Below are 23,703 nucleotides of genomic sequence, written 5' to 3'. Positions count from 1 at the left end.
CGCATTCACCGCAACGAAGAACGCCGCTGATCCAGCGGCGTTTTTTTTATGCCTGCCGGTTGGCGCCAGCCGCGCGACTCAGGGCGTGCCGAAGCGCCCCAACGGCGCGCCGGCGAGCAAATGCAGGTGCAGATGGAATACGGTCTGCCCGGCGTGCTCGCGGCAGTTGATCACCACCCGGTAGCCGTCCTGGGCCAGGCCCTGCTCGCGCGCATAGCTGGCCGCGGCCAGCACCAGCCGGCCGACCAGGGTCGCCTGCTCCGGCGCCAGGTCGTCCAGGGTCGGAATCTCCACCTGCTTGGGGATGAAGAGCACATGCACCGGCGCCTGCGGCGCGATGTCCTTGAAGCCGAGCACGGCGTCGTCCTCGTAGACGATGCTGGCGGGAATTTCGCGACGGATGATCTTGCCGAAGATGGTGTCCATGGAGCGCGCCCGGAACGAAAGAAGGGGCCGTCGTTATAGCCCAATTCGGCGTTGCGCCGCAGCCGCGTGCGGCGGTTACTCGCCGGCGCCGGCGCGCGGCACTTCGCTGCGGCTGCCGAAGGCATGCGACAGCGTGCCGCGATCCACGTACTCCAGCTCCCCGCCCAGCGGCAGGCCCTGCGCCAGGCGGCTCGGCCGCACGCCGTGCTGGCGCGCCAGTTGCGCCAGGTAATGCGCGGTGGCCTCGCCTTCGACCGTGGAGTTGGTGGCGATGATCAGTTCGGCGACCTCGCCCTGCGCCAGCCGCGCGGCCAGCCGATCCAGGCCCAGCTCGCGCGGCCCGATGCCATCCAGCGGCGACAGCCTGCCCTGCAGGATGAAGTACAGGCCGCGGTAGCCGGTGGCGTGCTCGATCGCCAGCCGGTCGGCCGGCGATTCCACCGCGCACAGTTGCTGGCGGTCGCGGGCGGGACTGGCGCAGATCGCACAGAGTTCGGTCTCGCTGAAATCGCGGCACTGCGCGCAATGGCCGATGCGTTCAATCGCCTCGTGCAACCGCTCGGCCAGGCGCTGCCCGCCTTCACGCTCGCGCTCGAGCACGTGATAGGCCATGCGCTGCGCGGTCTTCTGGCCGACGCCAGGCAGCACGCGGAACGCATCGATCAGTTGTTCGAGCAGTGGCGAGCTCATTGCGGTTGGGGATTCGGGATTGGGGATTCGGATGGCAACGGACGGTCGGCAACCAAATCGTTGTCACGCGATCCGACGGAAACGTGGAGATTTCCGTAGGAGCGGCTTCAGCCGCGACAGGCGTTCCTGGAAAGCCCGTCGCGGCTGAAGCCGCTCCTAACGAAGGCAATTCACCGAAGCGGGAGGGGCAGCGCGCTCGCGAGAAACCACGAATCCCGAATCCCCACTCCCGAATCCCGGGCCCTCAGAAAGGCAGCTTCATGCCCGGCGGGATCGGCATGCCGGCGGTGGCCGCGCCCATGCGCGCCTTGGATTCGGCATCGATCTTGTTGGAGGCGTCGTTGAAGGCGGCGGCGATCAGGTCCTCGGCCATTTCCTGGTCGGCCAGGATGCTCGGATCGATCCGCACCTTGCGGCACTCCTTGGCGCCGGTCAGGGTCACGGTGACCATGCCGCCGCCGGCGCTGCCGGTGACTTCCAGCTGGGCCAGTTCTTCCTGGGCGCGCTGCAGGTTTTCCTGCATCTTCTGCGCCTGTTGCATCAGTTGGGCGATATTGCCGCGCATCGTGGTTCACTCATCGTAGGGACGGATGGAATCGGGAACGACCCGCGCGCCTTGCTGCTGGATCAGCGCCTGCACCGCCGGGTCGTTCATGAACGCGGTTTCGGCCGCGTTCTGGCGCTCGCCGCGTTGCCGGTGCGAGCGCTCGTGCAGGGTTTCGGCATCGACCGCGATGCCGCTTTCGATGACGATCTTCGGCCGCTGCCCCAGCGCATCGGCCAGGGCCGCCGCCAGTTCGCCGAGCGAACGCTCCGACTGCAGGTACTCGAAGCCCGGCGACAGCGACAGCCGCAGCACGCCCTCGGCATGGCTGACGAAGGCGGCATTGGCGGCGAGCTGGCGCGACGGACCATTCAGGCCGCAATCGGCGACCAGTTCCAGCCAGTCCTCGGCGCTGTGCAGCGCGCGCGGCGTGTCGGACACGGCGGCGTGGGTGCGCGGCGTCTGCGCCAGCGGCGGCACCATTGCCATCTCCGGTTCGGCGGCCGCGGCCGGGGCGACCGCTGGCGCCGGTACCGTGACTGGCGCGGACGGCGCAGGGCGTGCCACCGGCGGCGCCGGCGGATCCCACGGCGGATCCAGCGGAGTCGCCGCCGCACTGGGCGCAGCCGCCGCGGGCGCAGCGGGGACCGGTGCCGACACGGCGCCGACGGGCGCCGACGGGGCAGCGGCAGCCACCGCTGCAGGTGCCACCATCGCTGCAGCAGGCGCACTGGCCGCGGCCGCCGACGCATTGCCGTGCCCTTGCGCAGCCGCACTGGTCGCGCTGCCGGCCGGCAGCGCCGCGGCGCCCATCGGACGGAACGCCAGCATGCGCAGCAACGCCATCTCGAAGCCGGCGCGCGGACTCGGCGCCAGATACAGGTCGCGGCGCCCGTTCAGCGCCATCTGGTACCACAGCTGCACGATCTCCGGCCGCAGGCGCTCGGCCAACGGGGCCGGATCCAGGCCGTCCAGCGCGGGCGTGGCGGCGCCCGGCACCAGTTGCCGCACCTGGATGCGGTGCAAGGCCTCGGCCAGCGCCTCCAGCACCCCAGCCCAGTCGGGCGAGAACTCGGCCAGGCCGGCCACCACCTGCAGCAGTCGCTGCCCATCGGCATCGGCCAGCGCGTCCAGCATCGCCCCGACCTGGGTGCGGTCGACCGTGCCCAGCATCGTCCGCACGACATCGTCGCGCAGCGCACCGCCGGCGTAGGCGATGGCCTGATCGAGCAGCGACAGGCCGTCGCGCAGGCTGCCGTCGGCGGCCTTGGCCAGTTGCACGATCGCCGAGGCATCCACCTCGATCTGCTCGGCGGCCAGGATCTTGGTCATCTGCCCCTGGATCTGCTCCTCGTCCAGGCGCTTGAGGTTGAACTGCAGGCAGCGCGACAGCACCGTCACCGGCAGCTTCTGCGGGTCGGTGGTGGCGAGCAGGAACTTCACGTGCTCCGGCGGCTCTTCCAGGGTCTTCAGCAGCGCGTTGAACGCCGCCTTGGAGAGCATGTGCACTTCGTCGATCAGGTAGACCTTGAACTTGCCGCGCGAGGGCATGTACTGCGCGTTCTCGATCACCTCGCGCACGTCGTCCACGCCGGTGTTGGACGCGGCGTCGATCTCCAGCAGGTCGATGTAGCGGCCGGCATCGATGTCCAGGCAGGCCGCGCACTGGCCGCACGGGTCGGCGCTGGTGCCCTGCTCGCAGTTCAGCGACTTGGCGAAGATGCGCGCGATGGTGGTCTTGCCGACGCCGCGGGTGCCGGTGAACAGGAACGCGTGGTGCACCCGGCCGCTGTCCAGCGCGTTGGTGAGCGCGCGGACCACATGCTCCTGCCCCACCAGCTCGGCGAAACGCTTGGGGCGCCACTTGCGGGCGAGAACGAGATAGGACATCAGGCGACCGTCTTCATCTGAACCACCATTGTGCCACGCCGGGCCACCACGATCGTTCAGTCGCCCGGTCAGCCGCCGTCACGCGCGCGCCGGCCTTCGGCGCAGGCTGCCTGCGACGATGAACAGGGCGAAGATGAGCGCAGTTCACGCAACGGCGGTGGTTCGCCTTGTGAACGGCGGCCATGACGGCTAGAATTCCCGCCCTTGCCCGGACCGCATGGCCCGCGCAAGACCCGGAGAGGTGTCCGAGTGGTTGAAGGAGCACGCCTGGAAAGTGTGTAAGCGTCTAAACCGCGCTTCGGGGGTTCGAATCCCCCTCTCTCCGCCAGATTCGAATGCGCTTCCCTCGCAGGGTTTCTTCGCCGCCGGCGACGAGAACCAAAGGGAAAGACCGCGCCACTGGCGCGGTTTCGTCTCTATGGTGGCCCCGTCGGCCCCTCGCGACGCTAGGTCGAAAACCCCGCCAGGGCCGGAAGGCAGCAACGGTATCGATCGACGCGGGCGCCGAGGTCAGCCGGCGGGGTTACCACCCCTCCCTACGAAGACAGCGATCAACGCGTGATCGTGCGCCGCTATTCGCGTTGCGGCGCCTGCGTCTCCGGATGCAACCAGCCAGCATCGCCGTCGCGATAACGTTCGCGCTTCCAGATCGGCACGCGTGCCTTGACCTCGTCGATGACGTAGCGGCAGGCATCGAACGCAGCACCGCGGTGCGCGGCGACCACGCCGACCCACACCGCCAGATCGCCGATCGCCAGTTCGCCGATGCGGTGCACGCAGCGCAGATCGAGGACGGCGAAGCGGGCCAGCGCCTCGTCGACGATGCGCTGACCCTCGGCCTCGGCCAGCGCGGCGTAGGCCTCGTAGTGCAGGCCGTCGACCGCGCGGCCGTCGTTGTGATCGCGCACCCAGCCTTCGAAGCTGGCGTAGGCGCCGGCCTGGGCGTGCGCCAGCGGGGCGCGCAGCATGGCGATGTCGAGCGGCTGGTCGGCCAGCCGGAAACGCGGTTCGGTGGCCATGGCTCAGCCTCCCGAGACCGGCGGGATGAACACCACTTCGCTGCCGTCGCGCACCGCTTCGTCCCAGCCGACGAAGGCGCCGTCCACCGCCACCCGCAACCGATCCAGCGGCCAGCGCAAGCCATGCCGGGCATCGAGTTCGGCGTACAGCGCGCGCAGGTCGGGCGCATCGGTGCGCACCTGTTCGCGCTCCAGGCCCGCGGCTTCGCGCAAGCTGGCGAAGTACAGCACGGTCACCGAGGCGCTCATGCCACGCTCCCGACGTCGCGCTTGCCGCCACGCTTGCCGACCAGCCGCACCGGACCGATGGTCATCGCGTGGGTCAGCGCCTTGCACATGTCGTAGACAGTCAGCGCGGCGACGCTGGCGCCGGTCAGCGCCTCCATCTCCACGCCGGTGCGGTGCACGGTGCGCACCGTGCACTCGATGCCCAGCACCTGCGGCGAGCGCCAGTCGATGGCGAAGCGGCAGCCGTCGATCGGCAGCGGATGGCAGAACGGAATCAGTTCGTGGGTGCGCTTGACCGCCATCGTGCCGGCGATCACCGCGGTGTCGACGATGCCGCCCTTGGCGCTGCGCAACGCATCGGCGCGCAACTGTGCGGCCACGGCAGCGGGAAAGCGCACCTGCGCCTCGGCCACGGCGACGCGCGCGGTGACGGCCTTGGTGGAGACATCGACCATGGTCGGCAGCCCCTGCGGATCCAGGTGGGTCAGTGCCGGCGCGGCGGCGCGCGCGGACGTGGCGGTGGTCTTCTTGGTCATGGACTGCGCTGCCGCTCCCACGGCGCGATCTTCAGGCACCGCCGGGAATCGGCGTGCCTTGGTGGAACAGCATGCGCCATCGGCCGTCACGGCGCTGCCACAGCGAACTGCGCAGCGCCTGCCGCGGCGGCTCGCCGCCGCTGCGCTCGCTGCGGTAACGCACTTGCGCAAGATCCGGCGCCAGCGACTGCACCTCGATGTCGAAGGCGCGGTAGCGGACGTCGCCCGATTCGGCCGACAGCGTGTGCAGCACCGCCGGCTTGTCGAAGCAACGGCCGGAGGCGCCGAACTCGACGAAGGCCTCGTCGAGCAGTTCGGCCACGCGCGCTGCCGAGGCCCGTACCGCCGGCTCCAGCAACTCCAGTTCCAGCGCGACCAGCGCGCGTTGCACTGCGGCGTCCATCGCTCAACCGCCGATCAGGAACATTTCGACGTGCTTGCCGCGCCTGACCTGCGCGGCACCGCGCAGTTCGCTGTAGCGATCCTCGCGGCGCTCCCACAGCGCGCGCACGCGCTCGGCCAGCGCCTCCTCGCCGCCGGCCAGCGCCGGCCGCAGGTCGGTCCCTTCGCCCGCGAACAGGCAGGTGTAGAGATGGCCATCGGCGGACACGCGGGCGCGGTGGCAATCGCCGCAGAACGGCGTGCTGACCGAGGTCACGAAGCCGATCTCGCCGCCGCCGTCGGCGAAGCCATAGCGCGCGGCGACCTCGCCGGGATAATGCGGCGCCAGCGCCTGCAGCGGCCAGCGCGCGGCGATGCGGTCGCGCAGTTCGGCGGCCGGCACCACCCGCTCGCGGCGCCAGGCGTTGCAGGTGCCCACGTCCATGTATTCGATGAAGCGCAGCACGTGGCCGCTGCCGCGGAAATGCGCCAGCAAGGGCAGCACCTGATCGTCGTTGATGCCGCGCTGGACCACGCAGTTGAGCTTGACCGGCCCGAACCCGGCCGCGACCGCCGCATCGATGCCCTCCAGCACCTGCGCGATCTCGCCGCGGTCGCCGGACATCTTCCGGAACACCGCCGGCTCGATCGCGTCCAGGCTGACCGTGACCCGGCGCAGACCGGCCTCGCGCAAGGCCTGCGCGTGCCGCGCCAGCAGCGCGCCGTTGGTGGTCATGGCCAGATCGTCCACACCGGGAATGCGCGCCAGCCGCCGCACCAGTTCGGGCAGATCGCGGCGCAGCAGCGGCTCGCCGCCGGTCAGGCGCAGCTTGTTGACACCGTTGCGCACGAAGGCGCGGGCCAGGGTCTCGAGTTGCGCGAACGACAGCCGCGATGCGGCGTCGAACCCGTAATCGTCCGGCACCTTGTCGGCCGGCATGCAGTAGCCACAGCGGAAGTTGCACGCCTCGATCACCGACAGCCGCAGGTCGCGCAACGGTCGCCCGCGCCGGTCCGCCGGCGTCGCCGACGCGAGCGGCAAGCGCGGCAGCGCGTTCATCCCACCGCTACCTGCGGCACCTGCGCGGCGCGCGGCGCGGGCAGCGCCACGCATTCGCCCGGGCGCGCCACGCGGTGCCCGCGCCTGCGCAGGGCTTCGGCATCCTCAGTGCTGGCGTAGTGGTACAGCATGGTCCGTTGCAGCAGCTCGACGGGATACTCCCGCTCCAGATCGTCCACGCCAGTATGCGACGGGTTGCCGTGAAGACCACAGTCGTGGGCCACCAGTTCGCCGTCGTTGGCATACCGGTTCAGCATTTCCGGGATCGGCCGGGTATCCCCGCTCCACACCAGCGCACCCTGCAGGCGCAGGCCGTAGGCGGTCTCCGGCCAGTGGTGGCGCACCGGGAACACCTCCAGGCGCATGCCCTCGTGCCAGAACGCATCGCCCACCGCGATCAGCTGGAACGCATCCCAGAAGTTGGCGCCGCCCTCGGCCAGCACGTTCGGATAGTCGGCCACCCGGCGGTGCAGCAGCGGCACCACCGTCGCCGGCACGTACAACCGCACCTTGCCACGGCGCTCGGAGAAATAGCTGTCCACGAACAACCGCTCGAAGCCAGCGACGTGGTCCAGATGCACATGGGTGACGAACAGCGCCTGCGGCATCGCGCCGTAGTGCGCCTGGTAGGCGGTCAACCCCTCACCGCCGCAATCGATGGTCAGCCACGGCCGGCCATCGCGCTCGATGGTGGCCATCGGCGAGCCAAGCGACACCGCCGACGCGTTGCCCACGCCCTGGAAACGCAGCGCCCAGTCGGTCATCAGCAACCGCGCTCCCAGGCCAGGTCGTAGGCGCGGCGCAGGCGCGCGTAGTCCTTCTCCACCGCATCGACGCTGCGTTCGCCGCGCAGCTTCAATAGCGAACGACGCAGCCGCTTGAGGTTGCGCTCGCGCCAGCGGGTGCTGGGAATGCGCAGCACGCCGCGATCGAAATCGATCAGCCAGCCGCGGTTGTTGCCGTCGAACAGGATGTTCTGGGCATTGAGGTCGGCGTGATCGAGGCCGGCGCGATGGAAGCGTGCGATCAGCCGCCCCGCCTCCTCCCACGGCGCGCCGCGGCCGGCGATGCGCGCACAGTCGGCCAGCGAGCGCACGCCCTCCAACCGCTCCATCAGGATCGCCGCGCGGTAGCGCAGCCCCTGGCGCAGATAGCAAGCCGCCAGCGGTCGCGGCACCGGCAGCTTGCGCGCGATCAGCGCGCGCATCAGCCGGAACTCGGCGAAGCTGCGGGTGCGGTCGGCGCCGGTCCACAGGTAGCGGTCGCGGACCAGCTTGGCGACCAGCCCACCGCGGCGGTACTGGCGCAGCACACAACTGCCGAACGGGGCATCGACGAACCAGGCGCCGCCACGGCCGCCGGCATCCACCGGGCGCGCGCGTTCGGCCCAGGCGGCGGCGGAGAACAGCGCCGGTTCGGCTTGCCGCAGCCGCTCGCGGTCGAACAGAATGGCCCCGTAACCGCGGCCCTCGCGGTACGGCGTCAGCGCTTCGGTGGCGTCGAATGCAACCATCCAGCGAGTCTAACAACACCATGCCGGCAACGCTCCCTTCGTTGTGCCTGTTGCGCCTGTCGGCGCTGGGGGACGTGACCCACGTGGTGCCGCTGGTGCGGACCTTGCAGCGTGCCTGGCCGCAGGCGCCGGCACTGCATTGGATCATCGACAAGGCCGGGCACAAGCTGCTGGACGGTTTGCCGGGCGTGGTGTTCCACACCTACGACAAGCGCAGCGGCGTGGCCGGCATGCGCGCCTTGCGCCGTGACCTGCCCGCGCAGGGCTTCGACGCGCTGCTGCAGATGCAGGTCGCATTGCGCGCCAACGTGCTGTCGGCGTTCGTGCCGGCGCGCCGGCGCATCGGCTACGACCGCAGCCGCTCCAAGGACCTGCATGGCCTGTTCGTCAACGAACGCATTCCGGACCGCCCCGGCATCCACGTGCTGGATGCGATCGGCAGCTTCTGCGAGCCGCTGGGGCTGCGCCAGACCGAGGTGCGCTGGGACCTGCCGGTGCCCGAGGACGCCCATGCCTGGGCGCGCGCGCAGTGGCCCGACGACGGCCGCCCGGCACTGCTGATCTCGCCCTGCTCCAGCCACCAACGCCGCAACTGGTATGCCGAGCGCTATGCCGCGGTGGCCGACCATGCGGCCACACAGGGCTGGCGCGTGGTGTTGTGCGGCGGCCGCAGCGATCTGGAACGCAGCACCGCCGACGCCATCGTCGCCGCAGCGCGCACGCCGGTGCTCGACCTGGTCGGCCGCGACACGCTCAAGCAACTGCCGGCGCTGCTGCAGCGCGCGGCGCTGGTACTGACCCCCGACTCCGGCCCCATGCACATCGCCAACGCGATGGGTGCCAAGGTGCTGGGCCTGCACGCGGCCAGCAACCCGCGCCGCAGCGGCCCGTATTCGGACCTGCGCTACTGCGTGGACAGGTACGACGCGGCCGCGCGCAAGTACCTGGGCAAGCCGGCCGAGCGCCTGAAGTGGGGCAGCAAGATCGAGTTCGACGGGGTGATGGCACTGATCGAGGTGGACGACGCCATCGCCGCGTTCGAGCGCTACCGCGCCGACCACGGCCGCTGAGTCCTATTGCGGCGCGCGCGGCGCCGCCCTACCATCGCCGCGCGTCCTGCCGCCGACCCGGCCCGCAGGAGCCGCCGTAAGCGTTTACGTCAATCAACGCGCCAACTGCGCCGGATCCGTCCGGGGCTGTTTCCCGCCCAGGCCTGGCAGGCCGTTGGCGGGTGGCGCCTTCGATCGACCGGCTTACGGAGAGTCCGCAATGTCACGTTCCCCGCTGTTTTCCCGCAAACTGCCCCCGCGCCATGCCGCCTGGGTGACCCCACTGCTGCTGTCGGTGCTGATGACCTGCATCGTCTCAATGATCAGCACCCTGCGCAGCGTCGGGCTGGCGCCCGGCGTCGGCACGCTCTGGCTCGGCGCCTGGGCGCTGTCCTGGCTGGTCGCCTTCCCCACCTTGCTGCTGGTGCTGCCGCTGGTGCGGCGCCTGACCGGCCTGGTGGTGGCGCGCGGCTGACGGTGGTCCGGCATCCGGGAGACGGCAACGCCTCCCGGGCGCCGCCCTCAGGCCGAGGGGTTGCGGTAGTCCTGGTAGGACTTCTCTTCCACGTAGCTGGAGCCCAGGGCCAGATTGATTTCCTTCTTGAGGCGCGCGCGTTCGTCGTTTTCGTAGTACACGCTGCGCGCCAGCTTGATGAACTCCTCGTCGAAGGCCTGCGCCTTCTCCTTGATCCGGATCTCGTCCTCGATGACCCACAGGCGCTCGTTGACCGCCTTCAACTCCGCACGCAACCGCGCCACGTCGCCACCGGCCGCCGGATGCGCCATCCAGGTCTTTTCCAGCGCCGACAACTCGGCGCGCACGTTGGCCAGCTTTTCGGCATCGCCAATGCGCTCGGACTTGATCTGCAGGATGGCGATCTTGTCGAGCAATTCGCCAAAGGATACGGGCACCAGGATTTCGGACATGGCAGACACCACAAACAGAAGTCGCGCAAGTGTAACGGCTCTGCCTTAAGACGGCGTCGGCGCTGCGCCGCGGCTGCGCACCAACCTAGTGGAACGGCGCACGGACGTCAGCGCGCCGCAGCGACGCCCGCAGGTACGTTCTCCTGGACCAGATCGATCGCATCGTACGAAACGCCCGGACTGAGGAAACCCTGCCCGTGCTGACCGCTGGCGACGCTCAACGTCAGCTCATTGCTCCCGACCTTCAAAGCGGACAACGGGATGACGAAGCGATAAACGGTGTTGTTGCCGCGATAGGTGCCGACCGTCAACGTGCGCGAGGTCGGTTGCTGCGACGCCGTGGGAACCGCCACCTGCCAACCGCCGATCGCGGGCACGGGGCGCCCATGAAAGGCGGCAGTGGTGATGCCGATCCGCAGCGTCGGCGGCGCGGCCGGCATGCGCGCGAGGACGAAGCGCACGTGCAGTGCGTTGTTCACGTCCTGCCATTGATACGCGGGAAAGTCCTGCGCCGCTGACGACGCCCCGACCGTGAACGGCGCGGTCCGCCAGCTCGCCATGCGCACGTCCGACGGGTGCATGGTCGTCACCTTGTCGCCGTTCAAGAACTCGCGCGGCGAGCCGTCCCAGCGCCCGATCCGCCACAACGCTGGCACGGCGTCCGGATCGTCGGCGCGCAGCGTCCCGGCGGCCACGGTACGGCCTGCCGCCACGGTGGCCTCGCCCTGCGCGACGGCCAGTTCGTTCTTGTAGAGCGTCACCCGGTAGACGCCCGGCAGCATGCCGCTGCGTTCGAAGCGCCCGTCCGCGCCGACGCCGGTCCAGTACTGCGCCTGGGCCGAGGCGAAACCCACCGTGTAGGCAAAGGCAGGATCAAGGCCGCGCGCCGTACCGGCCACCCCGCCGCGTGCCGCCGGCGGGACGTAACCGTCCAGGCCCGCACCGGCGAACCACGCGGTATCGACCGGCCCGGGCGGCGCGCCATCGGTGAAGACCAGCGTGTAGGCATCGAGGATGCCGGTCCGGAACGGCTCGGTCTGGCCTTCGCCGTAATTGACGATGTAGGTCAGCTCCTGGTCGACGGTGCCCTGGTCCAGCAGGCTGCGGTAGAACGGGCCGCCGGAGCCGCCTTCGTTGTCATCGCGCACCATCCACATCCCGACATGCGCACCGGTCGCGCCGAAGAAGCGCCAGTCGAGCAGCCGCATGTTGGAATAGTGTTTCGAGCGGGTCTGCCCGTCCGGACGGGCAAACACGTCATGCGCCTCGATGGTGCGATCGGTACCGTGCAGGTCCGCCGGTTCGGGGCCATGCGGGAGCAGCGCCCAGGGCACGCGCACGACGAAGCGCAGCAGCCCGGGCTTCGGTTCGCTGCTGAAGCGGTCGGCCATGTAGATGCGCGGCTCGCCGCGCCGGGCCAGGTAGTAATGGACCAGATCACCCGAGCGCACCGTGACCCGGATCGTGTCGGCATCGAGCTGTCGCGCCTCGACGGCGACCGGCCCGGCGTCCGCGTAGAGGCCGGCGAAACCCGAGTTGACGTGGCTGTCCTTGGCCGGATCCTGGTACTCGACGCCATGCCAGCGCAGCGAGGACAGACCGCCCGCGCTTTGCAACCCATTGTGGCCGGCGATGCGCCGCACGGCGAAGGTCAACCCCGCACCGGTGTCGACGACATAGGCATCCGCGCGTTCGCTGAGTCCGAACCGCGCCGCGCGCGCGGATTCCGGCGCGTCCGGCATCGGCGCCGCAACGCCTCGCTGGGCCGTGGCGCCGACCGCGACAAACAGCAGGATGCACATCACGATGGAGGAGAAGCACCGACGCGATCCTGGGTGCCCACCTGCGTTCGTCGTTTTCACCGCCTGCGCGCGCGGCGCCACCCTGGTGACGCCGAGACACGCATCGGCACATCGATCCACTCGCTCCAAGCCAACCCGACTGTCCATTGCGCCAATGCCGAAACTAGGGGGCGACAGCATGCGAACACGACCGCTGGACGATGGATGAACCGGGAGAACGATCTTGTCCAACGCATGGCAGGAACGCCTGCGACGCGCCGGATGCAGGCGCGACGCCTCGGGATGCGGGCGTCCACCTGCGCAGGCAGACCTGGCGGCCGGTCTCACCCGCGGTGAGGCGGGATCAGGCCCAACCGGAGGTGGAGTGCGGGTCCACGCCACGCGCAAGACCTGTTGCGATCGAACCTGCACGAACGGGGCGATCCATCGATGGCCACATGTGGTCGACCGCCCGCCCGAGGACCCTGGACGGCTCGGTCGCGGCGCGGGGATGCGATGGGGTAACGGCACAGCGCCTGCAGCGCGGCTGGAATCGCCAGCGACGTTTGCCGGTCCGGCACGGGGCATGTCTATGCCCCCTGGAGACGCAACCTCGCGGGAGCGCGAGACGCGAGAACTGGCGGGAAGGGGGGGATTCGAACCCCCGAGGCGCTATAAACGCCTGCCTGATTTCGAGTCAGGTACATTCAACCACTCTGCCACCTTCCCGGGTGGTCCCCGGCGGACCGGGGGCGTGCATCATACGGTTCCCGCCGCGCGCGGACAAGCGGCCCGGCGCCGATGCCCCGCAAGCGCCCCCGTGGCGCGGGGCGATGAATCCCGCCTGCGTGGCGCCGCGCCCGGCGATTGCCTGATCCGCGCGCGACCGCGATGATGCCCTTCGACCCCAGAAAACACCGGCCGGCCGCAGGCGCGCAATGATCGAATTCGGACACCTCACCCACGTCGGCCTGCGCCGCGACCTCAACGAGGACACCTATTACGGCGACCACGAACTGGGGCTGTGGCTGGTGGCCGACGGCATGGGCGGCCACGCCTGCGGCGAAGTCGCCAGCGCCCTGGCGCGCGAGGCCATCGTGCGCGAGGTTCGCGGGGGCACCGCGCTGGCGCAGGCCATCCGCATCGCCGACGAGGAGATCATCCGCGCCTCGCAGCGCCGCAACGACACCCTGCCGATGGGCACCACGGTGGTGGCCGCGCGGGTGCAGGGCAACCGCTTCGAGGTGGCCTGGGTCGGCGACAGCCGCGCCTACCTGTGGCGCGACGGCAAGCTGGCCCAGCTCAGCCAGGACCACAGCTACGTGCAGGAGCTGATCGCGCAGGGCGCACTCACCGCCGAGCAGGCCCGCGCGCACCCCCACCGCAACGTCGTCACCCAGGCGCTGGGCGTCACCGATCCGCAGCACTTGAACGTGGCCACGATGACCGGCGAATTGCGCCCGGGCATGCGCCTGCTGCTGTGCAGCGACGGGCTGACCGAGGAAGTGGACGATGCCGGACTGGCCAGCGCGCTGGGCCACGACGACTGCAGCGCGCAGGAATGCGTGGACATGCTGGTCGCCGCCGCGCTCGACGAAGGCGGTTCGGACAACATCACCGCGATCCTGGTGCGCTGCCACTAAGACGCGCCATCTGTCCCGGGCACGACGTCCTGCCGCGCACGCCTTCTAAAATCGAAGCGCGAAGAAGTAACCGCCCGCCTGTCCACGCCTGAGCGATGACACGCTTGGCGCGCAGCCAGCCAGATCCTCAGGATCGGCGTGGCAGACGCGCCACCCGCGCAAGGCGGCCTCAGCCGGCCACTGCCTCCGCCGCGACCGGCTCGGCGTCGTCCCACAGCGCGCGGCCGGCCTTCTTGCGCAGCTTCTCCAGCCGCGCCTGGTGCGCCTCAAGCTCCGAGGCCGTCGGCAGCACCCGCGGGCGCGGCAGCAGCATCGACATGTCGAAGACCGGCCCCTGCGCTGCCGTACGCGCGGCGCCGTCCTCGGCCAGGGCGAAGCCGATCTCCTCCTGGCCGGAGGTCAGCGCGATGTACACGTCGCTGAGGATCTGCGCATCGAGCAGCGCGCCGTGCAGTTGCCGGTGCGAGTTGTCCACGCCCAGCCGCTTGCACAGCGCGTCCAGCGAATTGCGCTGGCCGGGGAAGCGCTCGCGCGCCAGCAGCAGGGTGTCGATCACCGTGGCGCGGTCGAGGATGCGGCCGTAGGACTCGCCCAGCCGCGACAGTTCGTAGTCCAGAAAGCCCAGGTCGAACGAGGCGTTGTGGATGATCAGCTCGGCGCCGTCGATGAACTCCAGGAATTCGTCGACCACCTCGTGGAATTCCGGCTTGTCGGCGAGGAAGTCCAGGGTCAGGCCGGTGACTTCCTGCGCGCCGGGCTCGAAATCGCAGTCCGGGCGCAGATAACGATGGAAGTTGCGCCCGCTGGGGCGGCGTTCGAGCAGTTCCACCGCGCCGATTTCGACGACGCGGTTGCCCTTCTTCCATTCCAGGCCGGTGGTTTCGGTATCGAGGATGATCTGGCGCATGGGACTCGCAGCGGAAAAGGAAGACACGATCAGGTCGCAACCGCGGCGCCGCCGGCGCGCACGTGCAGGGCCTGGTTGCGCGCCAACTGGTCGACCCGCTCGTTGTCCGGATCGCCGTTGTGGCCCTTGACCCAGCGCCAGTCGATCGTATGCCGCTGCGCCGCGGCGTGCAGCCGTTCCCACAGGTCGCGGTTCTTGACCGGATCGCCGCCGGCAGTCTTCCACTGCCGCCGCACCCAGCCCGGCATCCATTCGGTGATGCCCTGGCGCACGTACTGGGAATCGGTGTGCAGCACGATCTGGCACGGCTCGTTGAGCGTCTCCAGGGCCATGATCGCGGCCATCAGCTCCATGCGGTTGTTGGTGGTGTGCGCCTCGGCGCCGGCCACCTCGCGCTCCAGTCCCTTGTAGCGCAGCAGCGCGGCCCAGCCGCCGGGGCCGGGATTGCCGAGGCACGCGCCATCGGTATGGATGTCGACAGTCTTCATGAAACTCCGTGTTCAGATGGAAGCGACCGAGCCGCGCCAGCGGACCGGCGCGCGCAACGGGATGGGGCCGATGCCGGCGGCGGTGCGTTTCTCCGCCTGCAACAGGCAGACCGCGCGCAGCGGTGCGGTGGATGTGGCCGGGCCGACACCACCGCGAGTCGGCCACACCGGCCCGAGATAGCGCAACTGCTCCACGCACGGCAGGCCGACCTGTTCGAGCAGGCCGCGCCAGCTGCCCGGCGGGCGTGCCACCAGACCCTGGCGGCGCCAGCGCAGCCGGTACGGACTCATCGCGTTGAGCGCGAACAGCCACAACCGACCGCCCGGCATCAGGATGCGCTCGCATTCCTCCAGCAGCGCCGCCGCATCGGCGCCGAGCACGTGTTGCAGGACGATCGCGTTGACGCTCTCCGACGGCAGCGGCAGCGGCAGCGTGCACACCAGGTCGCCGGCATAGCCGCGCGCGCTGCGGTGCAGGCGCACGCCCCTGCCCGGAACCTCGCGCGATGGCGGCGGCAGCGGTACCGGCGCCAGCCACAGCCAAGGCTGCGCGGGGCGCTTGAGCAAGGCGTCGAGGATCAGCGGCTGCTCGGCCTGGAGCAGCGCCTGCGCCCCGGCTGTATCAAACCAGGATGAGACGTTGGCTTGACGAGGAAGCGACACGGCAGGCATGGTGCCAATTCTATGCGACTGATCGCCCTGCCCGCATTCCAGGATAACTACATCTGGGCGATCGCCACGGACGACGGGCGTGCATTGCTGGTCGATCCCGGCCAGAGCGAGCCGGTGCTGGAAGCCGCGGCGCAAGGGCTGCAGCCCGCTGCCATCCTGCTCACCCACCACCACGACGACCACATCGGCGGCGTCGCCGCCTTGCGCGAGCGCTGGCCGGACATCCCGGTGTACGCGCCGGACGACCCGCGGATCACCGGTTTCGCGTGCCAGCGGGTCGGCGACGGCGATGTCGTGAAGGTGCTGGACTGGCAGTTCGATACCCTGGCCGTCCCCGGCCATACCCGCTCGCACCTGGCCTATGTCGGCCAGGGCCACCTGTTCAGCGGCGATACGCTGTTCAGCCTGGGCTGTGGGCGCATGTTCGAAGGTACGCCCTCCCAGATGTTGGGTTCGCTGCAGCGCCTGTCCGCCCTTCCGGGCCAGACGCTGGTCTGCTGCGGACACGAATACACCTTGGCCAATGCGGCATTCGCCGTCACGGTCGATCCCACCAACGCTGCTCTGCGGCAGCGCCATCAGGAAGCCCAGGCCATGCGTCACGCTGCCCGCCCCACCGTTCCCGTCACCCTCGCCAGCGAACTGGCGACCAATCCGTTCCTGCGCACCGCCTCGGCGGCGATCCAGCAGGCAATCGGCGCCCGGCTCGGCCGGGGGGTGTCCGACGAGGTGGACGTCTTCGCCGAATTGAGGCGCTGGAAAGACGATTTCCGCGCATGAGGGCGCTGGCGTTGACGGCGGCGCTGACGCTGGCGATGGCGTCGGCGACGCCCCCCGCGGCGGCCTCGACCCCGCTTGCGGCGGCACTCGAACAGACCGTGGCCGGCCTGAACGGCCTGCCCACGGACGCGGCGGCGCTGCCACCACCGACCACCCGTAACGGGCACGACATCCTCGCCCGCTTCCGCGATGGCCTGGCCGACGCGCGCTGCGACGCCGGCGCCACCGATGCGCGCTGGCAGCAGCAATTCTCGCGCGCGCCGTCGCGTCTGGCCGACGAGGACGAGGACGTGCTGCCGCTGTTCGGCTACGTGGTCGACGAACTGCGCGCGGCCAACCTGCCGACCGAGTTCGCGCTGATCCCGTTCGTGGAGAGCGGCTACCGCCCAGGCGCCCGCAACAGCGGCGGCCCCGCCGGCCTGTGGCAGTTCATCCCCGGCACCGCGCGCAACCACGATGTCCCGGTGGAGAGCGGCTACGACGGCCGCCTGTCCGCGGTGGACTCCACCCGCGCCGCGGTGCGCTACCTGAAGACCCTGCACGGCATGTTCGGCGGCGACTGGCGCCTGGCGATCATGGCCTACAACGCCGGCGAGTACCGCGTGCTGCAGTCGATGCGCCGCGCCGGCATGAACGCGCAGAACGCGCAGCCGGACAAGCTGCCCGGGCTGTCCTCGGTCACCTACGCCTATGTCGAGAAGCTGCACGCGCTGGCCTGCGTGCTGGAACAGGCGCAGACCCGCGACGAATGGATGGCCTCGCTGGACCGCGACGTGCCGATCCTGCAGGCACAGACCCTGCCCGCCGGCATGGCGCTGGACGAATGGGCACGGCGCCAGGCGCTGCAGGGCAACCAACTCGCACGGCTGAACCCGGCGCTGGGCAGTGGCCGCAGCACCAAGCGTGCGCTGCCGGTACTGGCGCCGCGCAGCCTCGGCGGCCCCGTGCTGGCCCAGGACACCGCGCCGCCGGTGCAGGACGACGCGCCGGTCGTCGCCACCGTGGCCAGCACCGACGACAGCCCCGCGCCGAAACGCGCCACGCGCGCCGGCGCACGCTCGCGCCACACCCACACCGTGCGCGATGGCGACACCGCCTGGAACATCGCCAAGCGCTACGGCATCACCGTGCAGGCGCTGCTGATGAAGAACGGTCTGTCCGCGCGCAGCGTGCTGCGTCCCGGCATGGTGCTGAGCTACGAGGACTGACGCGCTCCCGCCGCGGCGGGACGACGTCCACGACGTGCCGCAGCGCCGACGGCCGTGCAGCCACGCCGCGGGATGACCTGATCACTCGTTCCCAACCCGAATGAGCACCTGCGACCAACGTAAGCGCCTGCAAGACAGGCGTATCACCGCGTCCAGGGCCTGCGGCAACCGCGCACTGCCCACGGCCAGCATGTCTGCCTCGATCGCCCCAGCGCGCTCAGCATGCGCACGAGGCGAAGGTAGCGACGTACCGCGCTTGCCGCCCAGTCGTGCCACTGCCAAGCCTGCCGGCGATCGGCAGGCGCACGCGATGCACTTGCGCGCCAAGGCTGCGCACCTCTCCCGCGGCGACACGCACACCTCGATGACGCCTGAAACGCAACAGGCCCGGCATTGCCGGGCCTGTTGCTTGACATCGTGCTTCGACGGCGCGCAGCCGTTACAGCTGCGACTCCTGCACGCTGATCTTGAAGTGCTTGCGCATCGCGTCGACGTAGGCCTTGGCATCGGCCTCGCCTTCGATCCGCGCCAGCTGCTGCTGGAACATGGTCCGCTGCTCGGCCGGCACCTTGCTCAGGTCGCCCGGCGTCACCTTGGTCACCGCGAACAGCGCATAGCGCTTGCCCACGGTGCCCGGCGCCGCAGGCAGTTCCACCTTGCCCACCGACGGCTTGCCGTCGGCCGGCTGCGGCGCGCTGAAGATCGCCTGGCTGGCCTGCGCGCTCGGCATCGGCACGTTGCGCGGCAGCCCCGGCATCGGGTTGATCTGCAGCTTTTCCGGGCCGGCCAGCGCCTGCAGGGTCTCGCCCTTGCGCAAGCGCGCCAGCAGCGCGTCGGCCTTGGCCGCGGCGGCCTTGGCGGTGCGGTCGGCATGCACCGCGGCCACCACCTGCTCGTGCACCTTGGCCAGCGGCTGGATCTGCTCCGGCTGGTGCTGGGTCACGCGGATCAGCACGCTGTGGTTCGGCCCCAGGTTGATCGGGTCGCTGACCGTGCCGTCCTGCACCAGGGTGTCGGAGAACGCGGCGCGCAGCACCGCCGGCTGTGCGGCGATGCCGCTGGCGCTGGCGCGCGAGAACGGCCCCAGCGTCTGCACAGGCAGGCCCACTTCCTTCGCCGCCGAGGCCAGCGCAGTCGGGTTCTTGTAGACCAGGTCCACCAGCTTGCCGCTCAGTTCGCTGAAGGCCTTCTCGCTGTCGGCCTTCAGTTGCTCGCTGGCAAGCTGATCGCGGACCTGCTCGAACGACTTGCCGCCGCCGCCCTTGACCTGGCGCAGCTGGATCACGTGATAGCCGAATTCGCTCTTCACCGGACCGACGATCTCGCCGGGCTTCATCGCGAACAGCGCATCCTCGAACGGCTTGACCATCACGCCCTTCTCCACCCAGCCCAGATCGCCGCCGGCGTTCTTGGAACCGGGGTCGTCGGAGTTGGCGCGGGCCAGCGCGGCGAAATCGGCGCCGGGCTGCTTGGCTTCGGCCGCCAGCTTGGCCGCCTTGGCCTCGGCCGCCTTCTGCGAGGCCGCGTCCTTGCCGGCGCTGATCAGGATGTGCGAGGCCAGCCGCTGGTCGGGCTCGACGAAGCGCGCCTTCTCGTCGTCGTAGCGCTTGCGCAGCGTCGCCTCGTCGGCCGGCTTGACCGGCGGCAGGTTGGCCGCATTGAGGTCGACGTACTCGATCGTCACGGTTTCCGGCTGCTTGAAGTCGGACTTGTGCGAGTCATACCACTGCTGCACCTGCGCGTCGCTGACCGGTGCGGTGTCGGCCGGCATTTCCGGCAACAGCGCCATCTCCACGTCGCGCGTTTCGCCCAGCATCTTCAGCAGGCGCTCGGTCTCCTGCTTGGTGGCGAACGCCGATTCCGCGATGCCGGAAGGAATCACCGACTGCTGCAGCGCGTCGCGCACCAGCTGCTGGAACATGGTCGGCGTGCGCGGCGGCGTGCCCGAGGCCAGGGTCAGGCGGTAGCGCTCCGGATCGAACTTGCCGTCGTTCTGGAAGGCAGGCATGGAGCTGATGTAATCGCGCACCGCGGTATCGCCGATGACCACGCCGGCGCGTTCGGCCGACAGCTTCGCCACCTGCTCGTCGATCAGCTGATCGAGCAGCTTGCGCTTGTTGTCGATGCTTTCGAACGCACGCGGATCGAAATCCTCACCCTGCTGTTCGCGCGCCTGGATGCGCGCCTGCTCGAAGCGGGTACGGAACTGTTCCGTGCTCACTTCGTGGTGCTGCCACAGCAGCGACACCGGCCACCATGTCGGCGCCGACGACCACCACGCCGGCGGCGCCTGCACCTTGGCGACATTGTTGGCACCGACGCCACCGAGGTAGCTGTTGTCGATGACGAACAGGAACGGAATCATCAACAAGCCGATGATCGCGGTGGCGATCCAGCCCGAGGTCTTTTCGCGAAGTTTCTGCAGCATTGGGAACCGACGGCCTATTGGCGAGCCGCGCAGTTTAACCCGCTTCACGCCTTGCGGCAGAACCGGCGGCCCGCCAGCCCGCGCCGCTCATGCGCCGCGGCGGCGAATCCGGGCGAAACCAGCGCACTGCGGAAAAAAAGAAACCCCCGATCGCTCGGGGGTTTCGCGTGCAAATGGCGGAGTGGACGGGACTCGAACCCGCGACCTCCGGCGTGACAGGCCAGCATTCTAACCGACTGAACTACCACTCCGCGTTTGAACGGAGGCGGGCGCGAGGCCCGCTTTCCCGGAGCGGCCGGGCCGACGCTGGCGCGTGGCGGCGACTGCGAGAAACGAAACCCCCGATCGCTCGGGGGCTTCGGTACAACTGGCGGAGTGGACGGGACTCGAACCCGCGACCTCCGGCGTGACAGGCCAGCATTCTAACCGACTGAACTACCACTCCGCTTTTGAAACTTGTCGCTTGGTGCTCTGGTGGGTGCTGAGGGTTTCGAACCCCCGACCCTCTCCGTGTAAAGGAGACGCTCTACCGCTGAGCTAAGCACCCTAGCGAGTCGATTAGTTTACGGCATCCTTCAGCGCTTTACCAGCCTTGAACGTCGGATTCTTCGACGCCGCGATCTTGATGGAGTCGCCGGTCTTCGGGTTGCGGCCGGTGCGCTCGGCACGGTCGCGCACCTGGAAGGTGCCGAAGCCCACGAGCGTGACGCTGTCGCCCTTCTTCAGCGCCTTGGTCACTTCCGACACGAAGGCGTCGATGGCACGACCGGCTTCGGCCTTGGAGATATCGGCGGCAGCGGCGATCGCGTCGTTCAGTTCGGCTTTATTCATTTCTTGATGACTCCATGTGCGGCAGAAGACCGCGGAATTGAGGATCGGGTGTCGGCGTGGCCTGTCTCGCGTTGGCGAGACCCCGATCGATGATTTGCACTACCAAGCACGCCCGTTCGCGGTGCTCGCAAGCGCTGCATTTATACCAGCGGGCCCATACCCGCGCAAGCCGAAAAGCCAGCAACGGCGCGGGTTTGGGCCATGTGCGCAGGGACGGTTCAGCGCGCGTCAGTGCTTGACGCGCGGGTTCGAGGATGCTTTCTGCTTGCGCCGCGACGGCGCCTGCTCGGCATCGGCGGCGGGCTTGGGCGCAAGCGGACGCTCCAGGGCCAGATCCAGCACTTCGTCGATCCACTTCACCGGCACGATCTTCAGATCGCGGGTGACGTTCTCCGGAATGTCTGCCAGATCCTTGCGGTTCTCCTCAGGGATCAGCACGGTGCGGATACCGCCGCGCAGCGCCGCCAGCAACTTTTCCTTGAGTCCGCCGATCGCCGAGACGCGGCCACGCAAGGTGATCTCACCGGTCATCGCCACCTCCGACCGGACCGGCACCTTGGTCAGCATCGACACCAGCGAGGTCACCATCGCGATGCCGGCGCTGGGGCCGTCCTTGGGCGTGGCGCCATCGGGCACGTGCAGATGCACGTCGTGCTTCTGCAGGAAGTCCGCCTCGATGCCGAGCCGCTCGGCGCGCGAGCGCACCACCGACAACGCCGCCGACGCCGATTCCTTCATCACGTCGCCGAGCTGGCCGGTCAGGATCACCGCGCCCTTGCCCGGGACCAGGGTCGATTCGATCTGCAACAGATCGCCACCGACCTCGGTCCAGGCCAGGCCGGTCACCAGGCCGATCTCGTTCTGCTCCTCGGCGCGACCGAAGTCGTAGCGGCGCACGCCCAGGTACTTGTCCAGGTTCTTCGAACCGACGCTGACGCGCGCCTTGTCCTTGCGCGCGACACCCTTCTTCGCCGCAGCCTTCTTCGCCGGCACCACCGTCTGCGGACCGGCCAGCGCGATCTCCTTGACCACCTTGCGGCAGATCTTGGCCACTTCGCGCTCGAGGTTACGCACGCCGGATTCGCGCGTGTAGTAGCGCACGATGTCGCGGATCGCGTCGGCACCGATCTCCAGTTCGTCCTGCTTCAGGCCATTGGCCTTGAGCTGCTTGGGTACCAGGTAGCGGGCGGCGATGTTGAGCTTCTCGTCCTCGGTATAGCCGGGGATGCGGATCACTTCCATGCGGTCCAGCAACGGGCCGGGGATGTTCAGCGAATTGGAGGTCGCCACGAACATCACTTCGGACAGGTCCAGATCCACTTCCAGGTAGTGGTCGTTGAAGGCATTGTTCTGCTCGGGGTCGAGCACTTCCAGCAGCGCCGAGGACGGATCGCCACGGAAGTCCATCGACATCTTGTCGATCTCGTCCAGCACGAACAGCGGATTCTTGCTGCCGACCTTGTTGAGGTTCTGCACGATGCGGCCCGGCATCGAACCGACATAGGTGCGGCGATGCCCACGGATCTCCGCCTCGTCGCGCACGCCGCCCAGCGACATGCGCACGAACTTGCGGTTGGTGGCCTTGGCGATGGACTGGCCCAGCGAGGTCTTGCCCACGCCCGGCGGTCCGACCAGGCACAGGATCGGTCCCTTCATCTGCTTCACCCGCGACTGCACCGCGAGATACTCGAGGATGCGGTCCTTGACCTTCTCCAGGCCATAGTGATCGGCGTCGAGGGTTTCCTGCGCGACCTTGAGGTCCTTGCGCACCTTGCTGCGCTTCTTCCACGGCACGCCCAGCAGCCAATCGAGGTAGTTGCGCACCACCGCGGCTTCGGCGGACATCGGCGACATCTGCTTGAGCTTGTTGAGTTCGGCCTTGGCCTTGGTCTCCACCGGCTTGGGCATGCCGGCCTCGGCGATCTTGCGCGCCAGTTCCTCCAGTTCGCCCGGCGCATCGTCGAGGTCGCCCAGTTCCTTCTGGATCGCCTTCATCTGCTCGTTGAGGTAGTACTCGCGCTGGCTCTTCTCCATCTGCGACTTGACCCGGCCGCGGATGCGCTTCTCCAGCTGCTGCACATCGATCTCGCCGTCGACCAGGCCGACCAGCATCTCTAGGCGCTCGCCCACTTCCAGCGTTTCCAGCAGGCGCTGCTTGTCGGCCAGGCGCACGCCGATGTGCGCGGCGATGGTGTCGGCCAGGCGGCCGGGCTCGTCGATGCCGGACAACGTCTGCAGCAACTCCGGCGGCAGCTTGCGGTTGGTCTTGACGTACTGCTCGAACAGCGACATCAGCGAGCGCGCGATCGCCTCGACCTCGCGCTCCTCGCGCGATTCGGCGGCGTCGATCTCGCGGCCTTCGCCCTGCAGCGCGCCGTCGCGCTCGGCGACCTTGTCGACGCTGACCCGCGACAGGCCTTCGACCAGGACCTTGATGGTGCCGTCGGGCAGCTTCAGCAGTTGCAGCACCTGCGCCAGCGTGCCGACGTTGTACAGGTCGGCCGCCGCCGGATCGTCGGTCTCGGCGGATTTCTGCGCGACCAGCAGGATGCGCTTGTCGGCCTCCATCGCGTGCTCGAGCGCGCGCATGGATTTGTCGCGACCGACGAACAGCGGGATGACCATGTGCGGGAAGACCACGACGTCGCGCAACGGCAGGACCGGCAGGTCGAGGACTTCGGATTGGGACTGGGCCATGAGGA

24 protein-coding genes, 5 tRNA genes and 1 other RNA gene are annotated in these 23,703 nt (G+C 69.2%); 7 read left to right on the top strand and 23 right to left on the bottom strand.

Annotation, left to right across the window (positions count from 1 at the left end):
• Positions 1-78: 78 nt before the first annotated feature.
• The 4 genes from FHR66_RS03145 to dnaX form a co-directional block, all read right to left on the bottom strand.
• Positions 79-426 carry a histidine triad nucleotide-binding protein gene (locus FHR66_RS03145; RefSeq protein WP_010342491.1) on the bottom strand — a complete coding sequence of 116 codons (348 nt, stop codon included), beginning with the start codon at positions 424-426 and terminating at the stop codon, positions 79-81.
• 75 nt (positions 427-501) lie between these two features.
• On the bottom strand, positions 502-1,116 hold the full coding sequence (gene recR / locus FHR66_RS03140) for a recombination mediator RecR (RefSeq protein ID WP_160966221.1): 615 nt from the start codon (positions 1,114-1,116) through the stop codon (positions 502-504).
• A 244-nt stretch (positions 1,117-1,360) separates the two neighbouring features.
• Positions 1,361-1,681, bottom strand: a complete 321-nt coding sequence (locus tag FHR66_RS03135) for a YbaB/EbfC family nucleoid-associated protein (protein WP_160966219.1) — start codon at positions 1,679-1,681, stop codon at positions 1,361-1,363.
• A 6-nt stretch (positions 1,682-1,687) separates the two neighbouring features.
• The gene (gene dnaX, locus FHR66_RS03130; RefSeq protein ID WP_160966217.1) at positions 1,688-3,550 is read right to left on the bottom strand and encodes a DNA polymerase III subunit gamma/tau; all 1,863 of its coding nucleotides are present in this window, start codon (positions 3,548-3,550) and stop codon (positions 1,688-1,690) included.
• Between the two features lie 235 nt (positions 3,551-3,785).
• On the opposite strand from dnaX, the gene FHR66_RS03125 reads away from it, so the two are divergent.
• Together FHR66_RS03125 and ffs are read left to right on the top strand one after the other, a co-directional pair.
• A tRNA-Ser gene (locus FHR66_RS03125) sits at positions 3,786-3,878 on the top strand.
• 99 nt (positions 3,879-3,977) lie between these two features.
• Positions 3,978-4,074: signal recognition particle sRNA small type (gene ffs / locus FHR66_RS03120), an RNA gene on the top strand.
• A gap of 48 nt (positions 4,075-4,122) precedes the next feature.
• Here ffs and FHR66_RS03115 read toward each other — a convergent pair.
• Genes FHR66_RS03115 through FHR66_RS03085 form a run of 7 tightly spaced genes read right to left on the bottom strand, consistent with a single transcriptional unit; the run spans position 4,123 to position 8,287 of the window.
• Entirely contained in the window at positions 4,123-4,569 is a 447-nt protein-coding gene (locus FHR66_RS03115) for a molybdenum cofactor biosynthesis protein MoaE (protein ID WP_160966215.1), read from the bottom strand.
• A 3-nt stretch (positions 4,570-4,572) separates the two neighbouring features.
• On the bottom strand, positions 4,573-4,818 hold the full coding sequence (locus FHR66_RS03110) for a MoaD/ThiS family protein (protein ID WP_160966213.1): 246 nt from the start codon (positions 4,816-4,818) through the stop codon (positions 4,573-4,575).
• Positions 4,815-5,333 (bottom strand): cyclic pyranopterin monophosphate synthase MoaC, encoded by a 519-nt coding sequence (moaC, locus tag FHR66_RS03105; protein WP_160966211.1) that lies wholly within the window; start codon positions 5,331-5,333, stop codon positions 4,815-4,817. The genes FHR66_RS03110 and moaC overlap by 4 nt, the downstream gene beginning before the upstream one ends.
• Positions 5,334-5,364: 31 nt before the next feature.
• Positions 5,365-5,736, bottom strand: coding sequence for a nuclear transport factor 2 family protein (locus FHR66_RS03100; protein WP_160966209.1), 372 nt, complete (start codon positions 5,734-5,736; stop codon positions 5,365-5,367).
• A 3-nt stretch (positions 5,737-5,739) separates the two neighbouring features.
• The gene (moaA, locus tag FHR66_RS03095; protein ID WP_160966207.1) at positions 5,740-6,774 is read right to left on the bottom strand and encodes a GTP 3',8-cyclase MoaA; all 1,035 of its coding nucleotides are present in this window, start codon (positions 6,772-6,774) and stop codon (positions 5,740-5,742) included.
• A complete protein-coding gene (locus FHR66_RS03090) occupies positions 6,771-7,538 on the bottom strand; it encodes an MBL fold metallo-hydrolase (protein WP_160966205.1) in 768 nt (255 codons plus the stop codon). The genes moaA and FHR66_RS03090 overlap by 4 nt, the downstream gene beginning before the upstream one ends.
• Complete coding sequence (locus tag FHR66_RS03085) at positions 7,538-8,287, bottom strand: 3-deoxy-D-manno-octulosonic acid kinase (RefSeq protein ID WP_160966203.1); 750 nt, start codon at positions 8,285-8,287, stop codon at positions 7,538-7,540. The genes FHR66_RS03090 and FHR66_RS03085 overlap by 1 nt, the downstream gene beginning before the upstream one ends.
• Positions 8,288-8,307: 20 nt before the next feature.
• On the opposite strand from FHR66_RS03085, the gene FHR66_RS03080 reads away from it, so the two are divergent.
• Together FHR66_RS03080 and FHR66_RS03075 are read left to right on the top strand one after the other, a co-directional pair.
• A complete protein-coding gene (locus FHR66_RS03080; RefSeq protein WP_160966201.1) occupies positions 8,308-9,357 on the top strand; it encodes a glycosyltransferase family 9 protein in 1,050 nt (349 codons plus the stop codon).
• A 199-nt stretch (positions 9,358-9,556) separates the two neighbouring features.
• Positions 9,557-9,811, top strand: a complete 255-nt coding sequence (locus FHR66_RS03075) for a DUF2798 domain-containing protein (RefSeq protein ID WP_160966199.1) — start codon at positions 9,557-9,559, stop codon at positions 9,809-9,811.
• 47 nt (positions 9,812-9,858) lie between these two features.
• Here FHR66_RS03075 and FHR66_RS03070 read toward each other — a convergent pair whose 3' ends face one another.
• The 3 genes from FHR66_RS03070 to FHR66_RS03060 form a co-directional block, all read right to left on the bottom strand.
• A complete protein-coding gene (locus tag FHR66_RS03070) occupies positions 9,859-10,263 on the bottom strand; it encodes a DUF6165 family protein (protein WP_160966197.1) in 405 nt (134 codons plus the stop codon).
• Positions 10,264-10,370: 107 nt separating this feature from the next.
• Entirely contained in the window at positions 10,371-12,065 is a 1,695-nt protein-coding gene (locus tag FHR66_RS03065) for a rhamnogalacturonan lyase B N-terminal domain-containing protein (RefSeq protein WP_160966195.1), read from the bottom strand.
• A gap of 617 nt (positions 12,066-12,682) precedes the next feature.
• Positions 12,683-12,773 (bottom strand) — tRNA-Ser (locus FHR66_RS03060).
• A gap of 209 nt (positions 12,774-12,982) precedes the next feature.
• Here FHR66_RS03060 and FHR66_RS03055 point away from each other — a divergent pair.
• Positions 12,983-13,687: a PP2C family protein-serine/threonine phosphatase gene (locus FHR66_RS03055; protein ID WP_048490132.1), complete on the top strand. Its 705-nt coding sequence runs from the start codon at positions 12,983-12,985 to the stop codon at positions 13,685-13,687.
• Between the two features lie 169 nt (positions 13,688-13,856).
• Here FHR66_RS03055 and dnaQ read toward each other — a convergent pair whose 3' ends face one another.
• From dnaQ to FHR66_RS03040, 3 genes are read right to left on the bottom strand one after another with little or no spacing between them, the layout of a single operon-like run.
• On the bottom strand, positions 13,857-14,594 hold the full coding sequence (dnaQ, locus tag FHR66_RS03050; RefSeq protein ID WP_160966193.1) for a DNA polymerase III subunit epsilon: 738 nt from the start codon (positions 14,592-14,594) through the stop codon (positions 13,857-13,859).
• 29 nt (positions 14,595-14,623) lie between these two features.
• Entirely contained in the window at positions 14,624-15,082 is a 459-nt protein-coding gene (gene rnhA, locus FHR66_RS03045; protein ID WP_017907823.1) for a ribonuclease HI, read from the bottom strand.
• 12 nt (positions 15,083-15,094) lie between these two features.
• Complete coding sequence (locus FHR66_RS03040) at positions 15,095-15,754, bottom strand: class I SAM-dependent methyltransferase (RefSeq protein WP_184448238.1); 660 nt, start codon at positions 15,752-15,754, stop codon at positions 15,095-15,097.
• Between the two features lie 12 nt (positions 15,755-15,766).
• On the opposite strand from FHR66_RS03040, the gene gloB reads away from it, so the two are divergent.
• Entirely contained in the window at positions 15,767-16,534 is a 768-nt protein-coding gene (gloB, locus tag FHR66_RS03035) for a hydroxyacylglutathione hydrolase (RefSeq protein ID WP_160966191.1), read from the top strand.
• Positions 16,531-17,742, top strand: a complete 1,212-nt coding sequence (locus FHR66_RS03030; protein WP_160966189.1) for a lytic transglycosylase domain-containing protein — start codon at positions 16,531-16,533, stop codon at positions 17,740-17,742. The genes gloB and FHR66_RS03030 overlap by 4 nt, the downstream gene beginning before the upstream one ends.
• 439 nt (positions 17,743-18,181) lie before the next feature.
• On the opposite strand, the gene FHR66_RS03025 is transcribed toward FHR66_RS03030, so the two are convergent.
• From FHR66_RS03025 to lon, 6 genes are all read right to left on the bottom strand, one after another.
• Entirely contained in the window at positions 18,182-20,170 is a 1,989-nt protein-coding gene (locus FHR66_RS03025) for a peptidylprolyl isomerase (protein ID WP_160966187.1), read from the bottom strand.
• A 174-nt stretch (positions 20,171-20,344) separates the two neighbouring features.
• Positions 20,345-20,421: transfer RNA gene (locus tag FHR66_RS03020), tRNA-Asp, on the bottom strand.
• A gap of 117 nt (positions 20,422-20,538) precedes the next feature.
• Positions 20,539-20,615, bottom strand: a tRNA-Asp gene (locus tag FHR66_RS03015).
• 27 nt (positions 20,616-20,642) lie between these two features.
• Positions 20,643-20,717: transfer RNA gene (locus tag FHR66_RS03010), tRNA-Val, on the bottom strand.
• An 11-nt stretch (positions 20,718-20,728) separates the two neighbouring features.
• Entirely contained in the window at positions 20,729-21,046 is a 318-nt protein-coding gene (locus FHR66_RS03005) for an HU family DNA-binding protein (RefSeq protein WP_228135976.1), read from the bottom strand.
• A 183-nt stretch (positions 21,047-21,229) separates the two neighbouring features.
• Positions 21,230-23,698 (bottom strand): endopeptidase La, encoded by a 2,469-nt coding sequence (lon, locus tag FHR66_RS03000; RefSeq protein WP_160966185.1) that lies wholly within the window; start codon positions 23,696-23,698, stop codon positions 21,230-21,232.
• Between the last annotated feature and the right edge of the window lie 5 nt (positions 23,699-23,703).

This window comes from Xanthomonas sp. F4, assembly GCF_011761895.1.
The sequence above is the reverse complement of the archived record's forward strand: the minus strand, read 5'-3'. Positions and strand labels throughout refer to the sequence as shown.

Bases quoted from the DNA above. Each gene is read 5' to 3' on its own strand.
- FHR66_RS03040 (WP_184448238.1), bottom strand. From the start codon at position 15,754: ATGCCTGCCGTGTCGCTTCCTCGTCAAGCCAACGTCTCATCCTGGTTT.
- dnaX (WP_160966217.1), bottom strand. From the start codon at position 3,550: ATGTCCTATCTCGTTCTCGCCCGCAAGTGGCGCCCCAAGCGTTTCGCC.
- FHR66_RS03115 (WP_160966215.1), bottom strand. From the start codon at position 4,569: ATGGCCACCGAACCGCGTTTCCGGCTGGCCGACCAGCCGCTCGACATC.
- FHR66_RS03030 (WP_160966189.1), top strand. From the start codon at position 16,531: ATGAGGGCGCTGGCGTTGACGGCGGCGCTGACGCTGGCGATGGCGTCG.
- FHR66_RS03110 (WP_160966213.1), bottom strand. From the start codon at position 4,818: ATGAGCGCCTCGGTGACCGTGCTGTACTTCGCCAGCTTGCGCGAAGCC.
- dnaQ (WP_160966193.1), bottom strand. From the start codon at position 14,594: ATGCGCCAGATCATCCTCGATACCGAAACCACCGGCCTGGAATGGAAG.
- gloB (WP_160966191.1), top strand. From the start codon at position 15,767: ATGCGACTGATCGCCCTGCCCGCATTCCAGGATAACTACATCTGGGCG.
- FHR66_RS03065 (WP_160966195.1), bottom strand. From the start codon at position 12,065: ATGTGCATCCTGCTGTTTGTCGCGGTCGGCGCCACGGCCCAGCGAGGC.
- moaA (WP_160966207.1), bottom strand. From the start codon at position 6,774: ATGAACGCGCTGCCGCGCTTGCCGCTCGCGTCGGCGACGCCGGCGGAC.
- lon (WP_160966185.1), bottom strand. From the start codon at position 23,698: ATGGCCCAGTCCCAATCCGAAGTCCTCGACCTGCCGGTCCTGCCGTTG.
- FHR66_RS03135 (WP_160966219.1), bottom strand. From the start codon at position 1,681: ATGCGCGGCAATATCGCCCAACTGATGCAACAGGCGCAGAAGATGCAG.
- FHR66_RS03100 (WP_160966209.1), bottom strand. From the start codon at position 5,736: ATGGACGCCGCAGTGCAACGCGCGCTGGTCGCGCTGGAACTGGAGTTG.
- rnhA (WP_017907823.1), bottom strand. From the start codon at position 15,082: ATGAAGACTGTCGACATCCATACCGATGGCGCGTGCCTCGGCAATCCC.
- FHR66_RS03055 (WP_048490132.1), top strand. From the start codon at position 12,983: ATGATCGAATTCGGACACCTCACCCACGTCGGCCTGCGCCGCGACCTC.
- FHR66_RS03070 (WP_160966197.1), bottom strand. From the start codon at position 10,263: ATGTCCGAAATCCTGGTGCCCGTATCCTTTGGCGAATTGCTCGACAAG.
- FHR66_RS03090 (WP_160966205.1), bottom strand. From the start codon at position 7,538: ATGACCGACTGGGCGCTGCGTTTCCAGGGCGTGGGCAACGCGTCGGCG.
- FHR66_RS03025 (WP_160966187.1), bottom strand. From the start codon at position 20,170: ATGCTGCAGAAACTTCGCGAAAAGACCTCGGGCTGGATCGCCACCGCG.
- FHR66_RS03075 (WP_160966199.1), top strand. From the start codon at position 9,557: ATGTCACGTTCCCCGCTGTTTTCCCGCAAACTGCCCCCGCGCCATGCC.
- moaC (WP_160966211.1), bottom strand. From the start codon at position 5,333: ATGACCAAGAAGACCACCGCCACGTCCGCGCGCGCCGCCGCGCCGGCA.
- FHR66_RS03080 (WP_160966201.1), top strand. From the start codon at position 8,308: ATGCCGGCAACGCTCCCTTCGTTGTGCCTGTTGCGCCTGTCGGCGCTG.
- FHR66_RS03145 (WP_010342491.1), bottom strand. From the start codon at position 426: ATGGACACCATCTTCGGCAAGATCATCCGTCGCGAAATTCCCGCCAGC.
- FHR66_RS03085 (WP_160966203.1), bottom strand. From the start codon at position 8,287: ATGGTTGCATTCGACGCCACCGAAGCGCTGACGCCGTACCGCGAGGGC.
- recR (WP_160966221.1), bottom strand. From the start codon at position 1,116: ATGAGCTCGCCACTGCTCGAACAACTGATCGATGCGTTCCGCGTGCTG.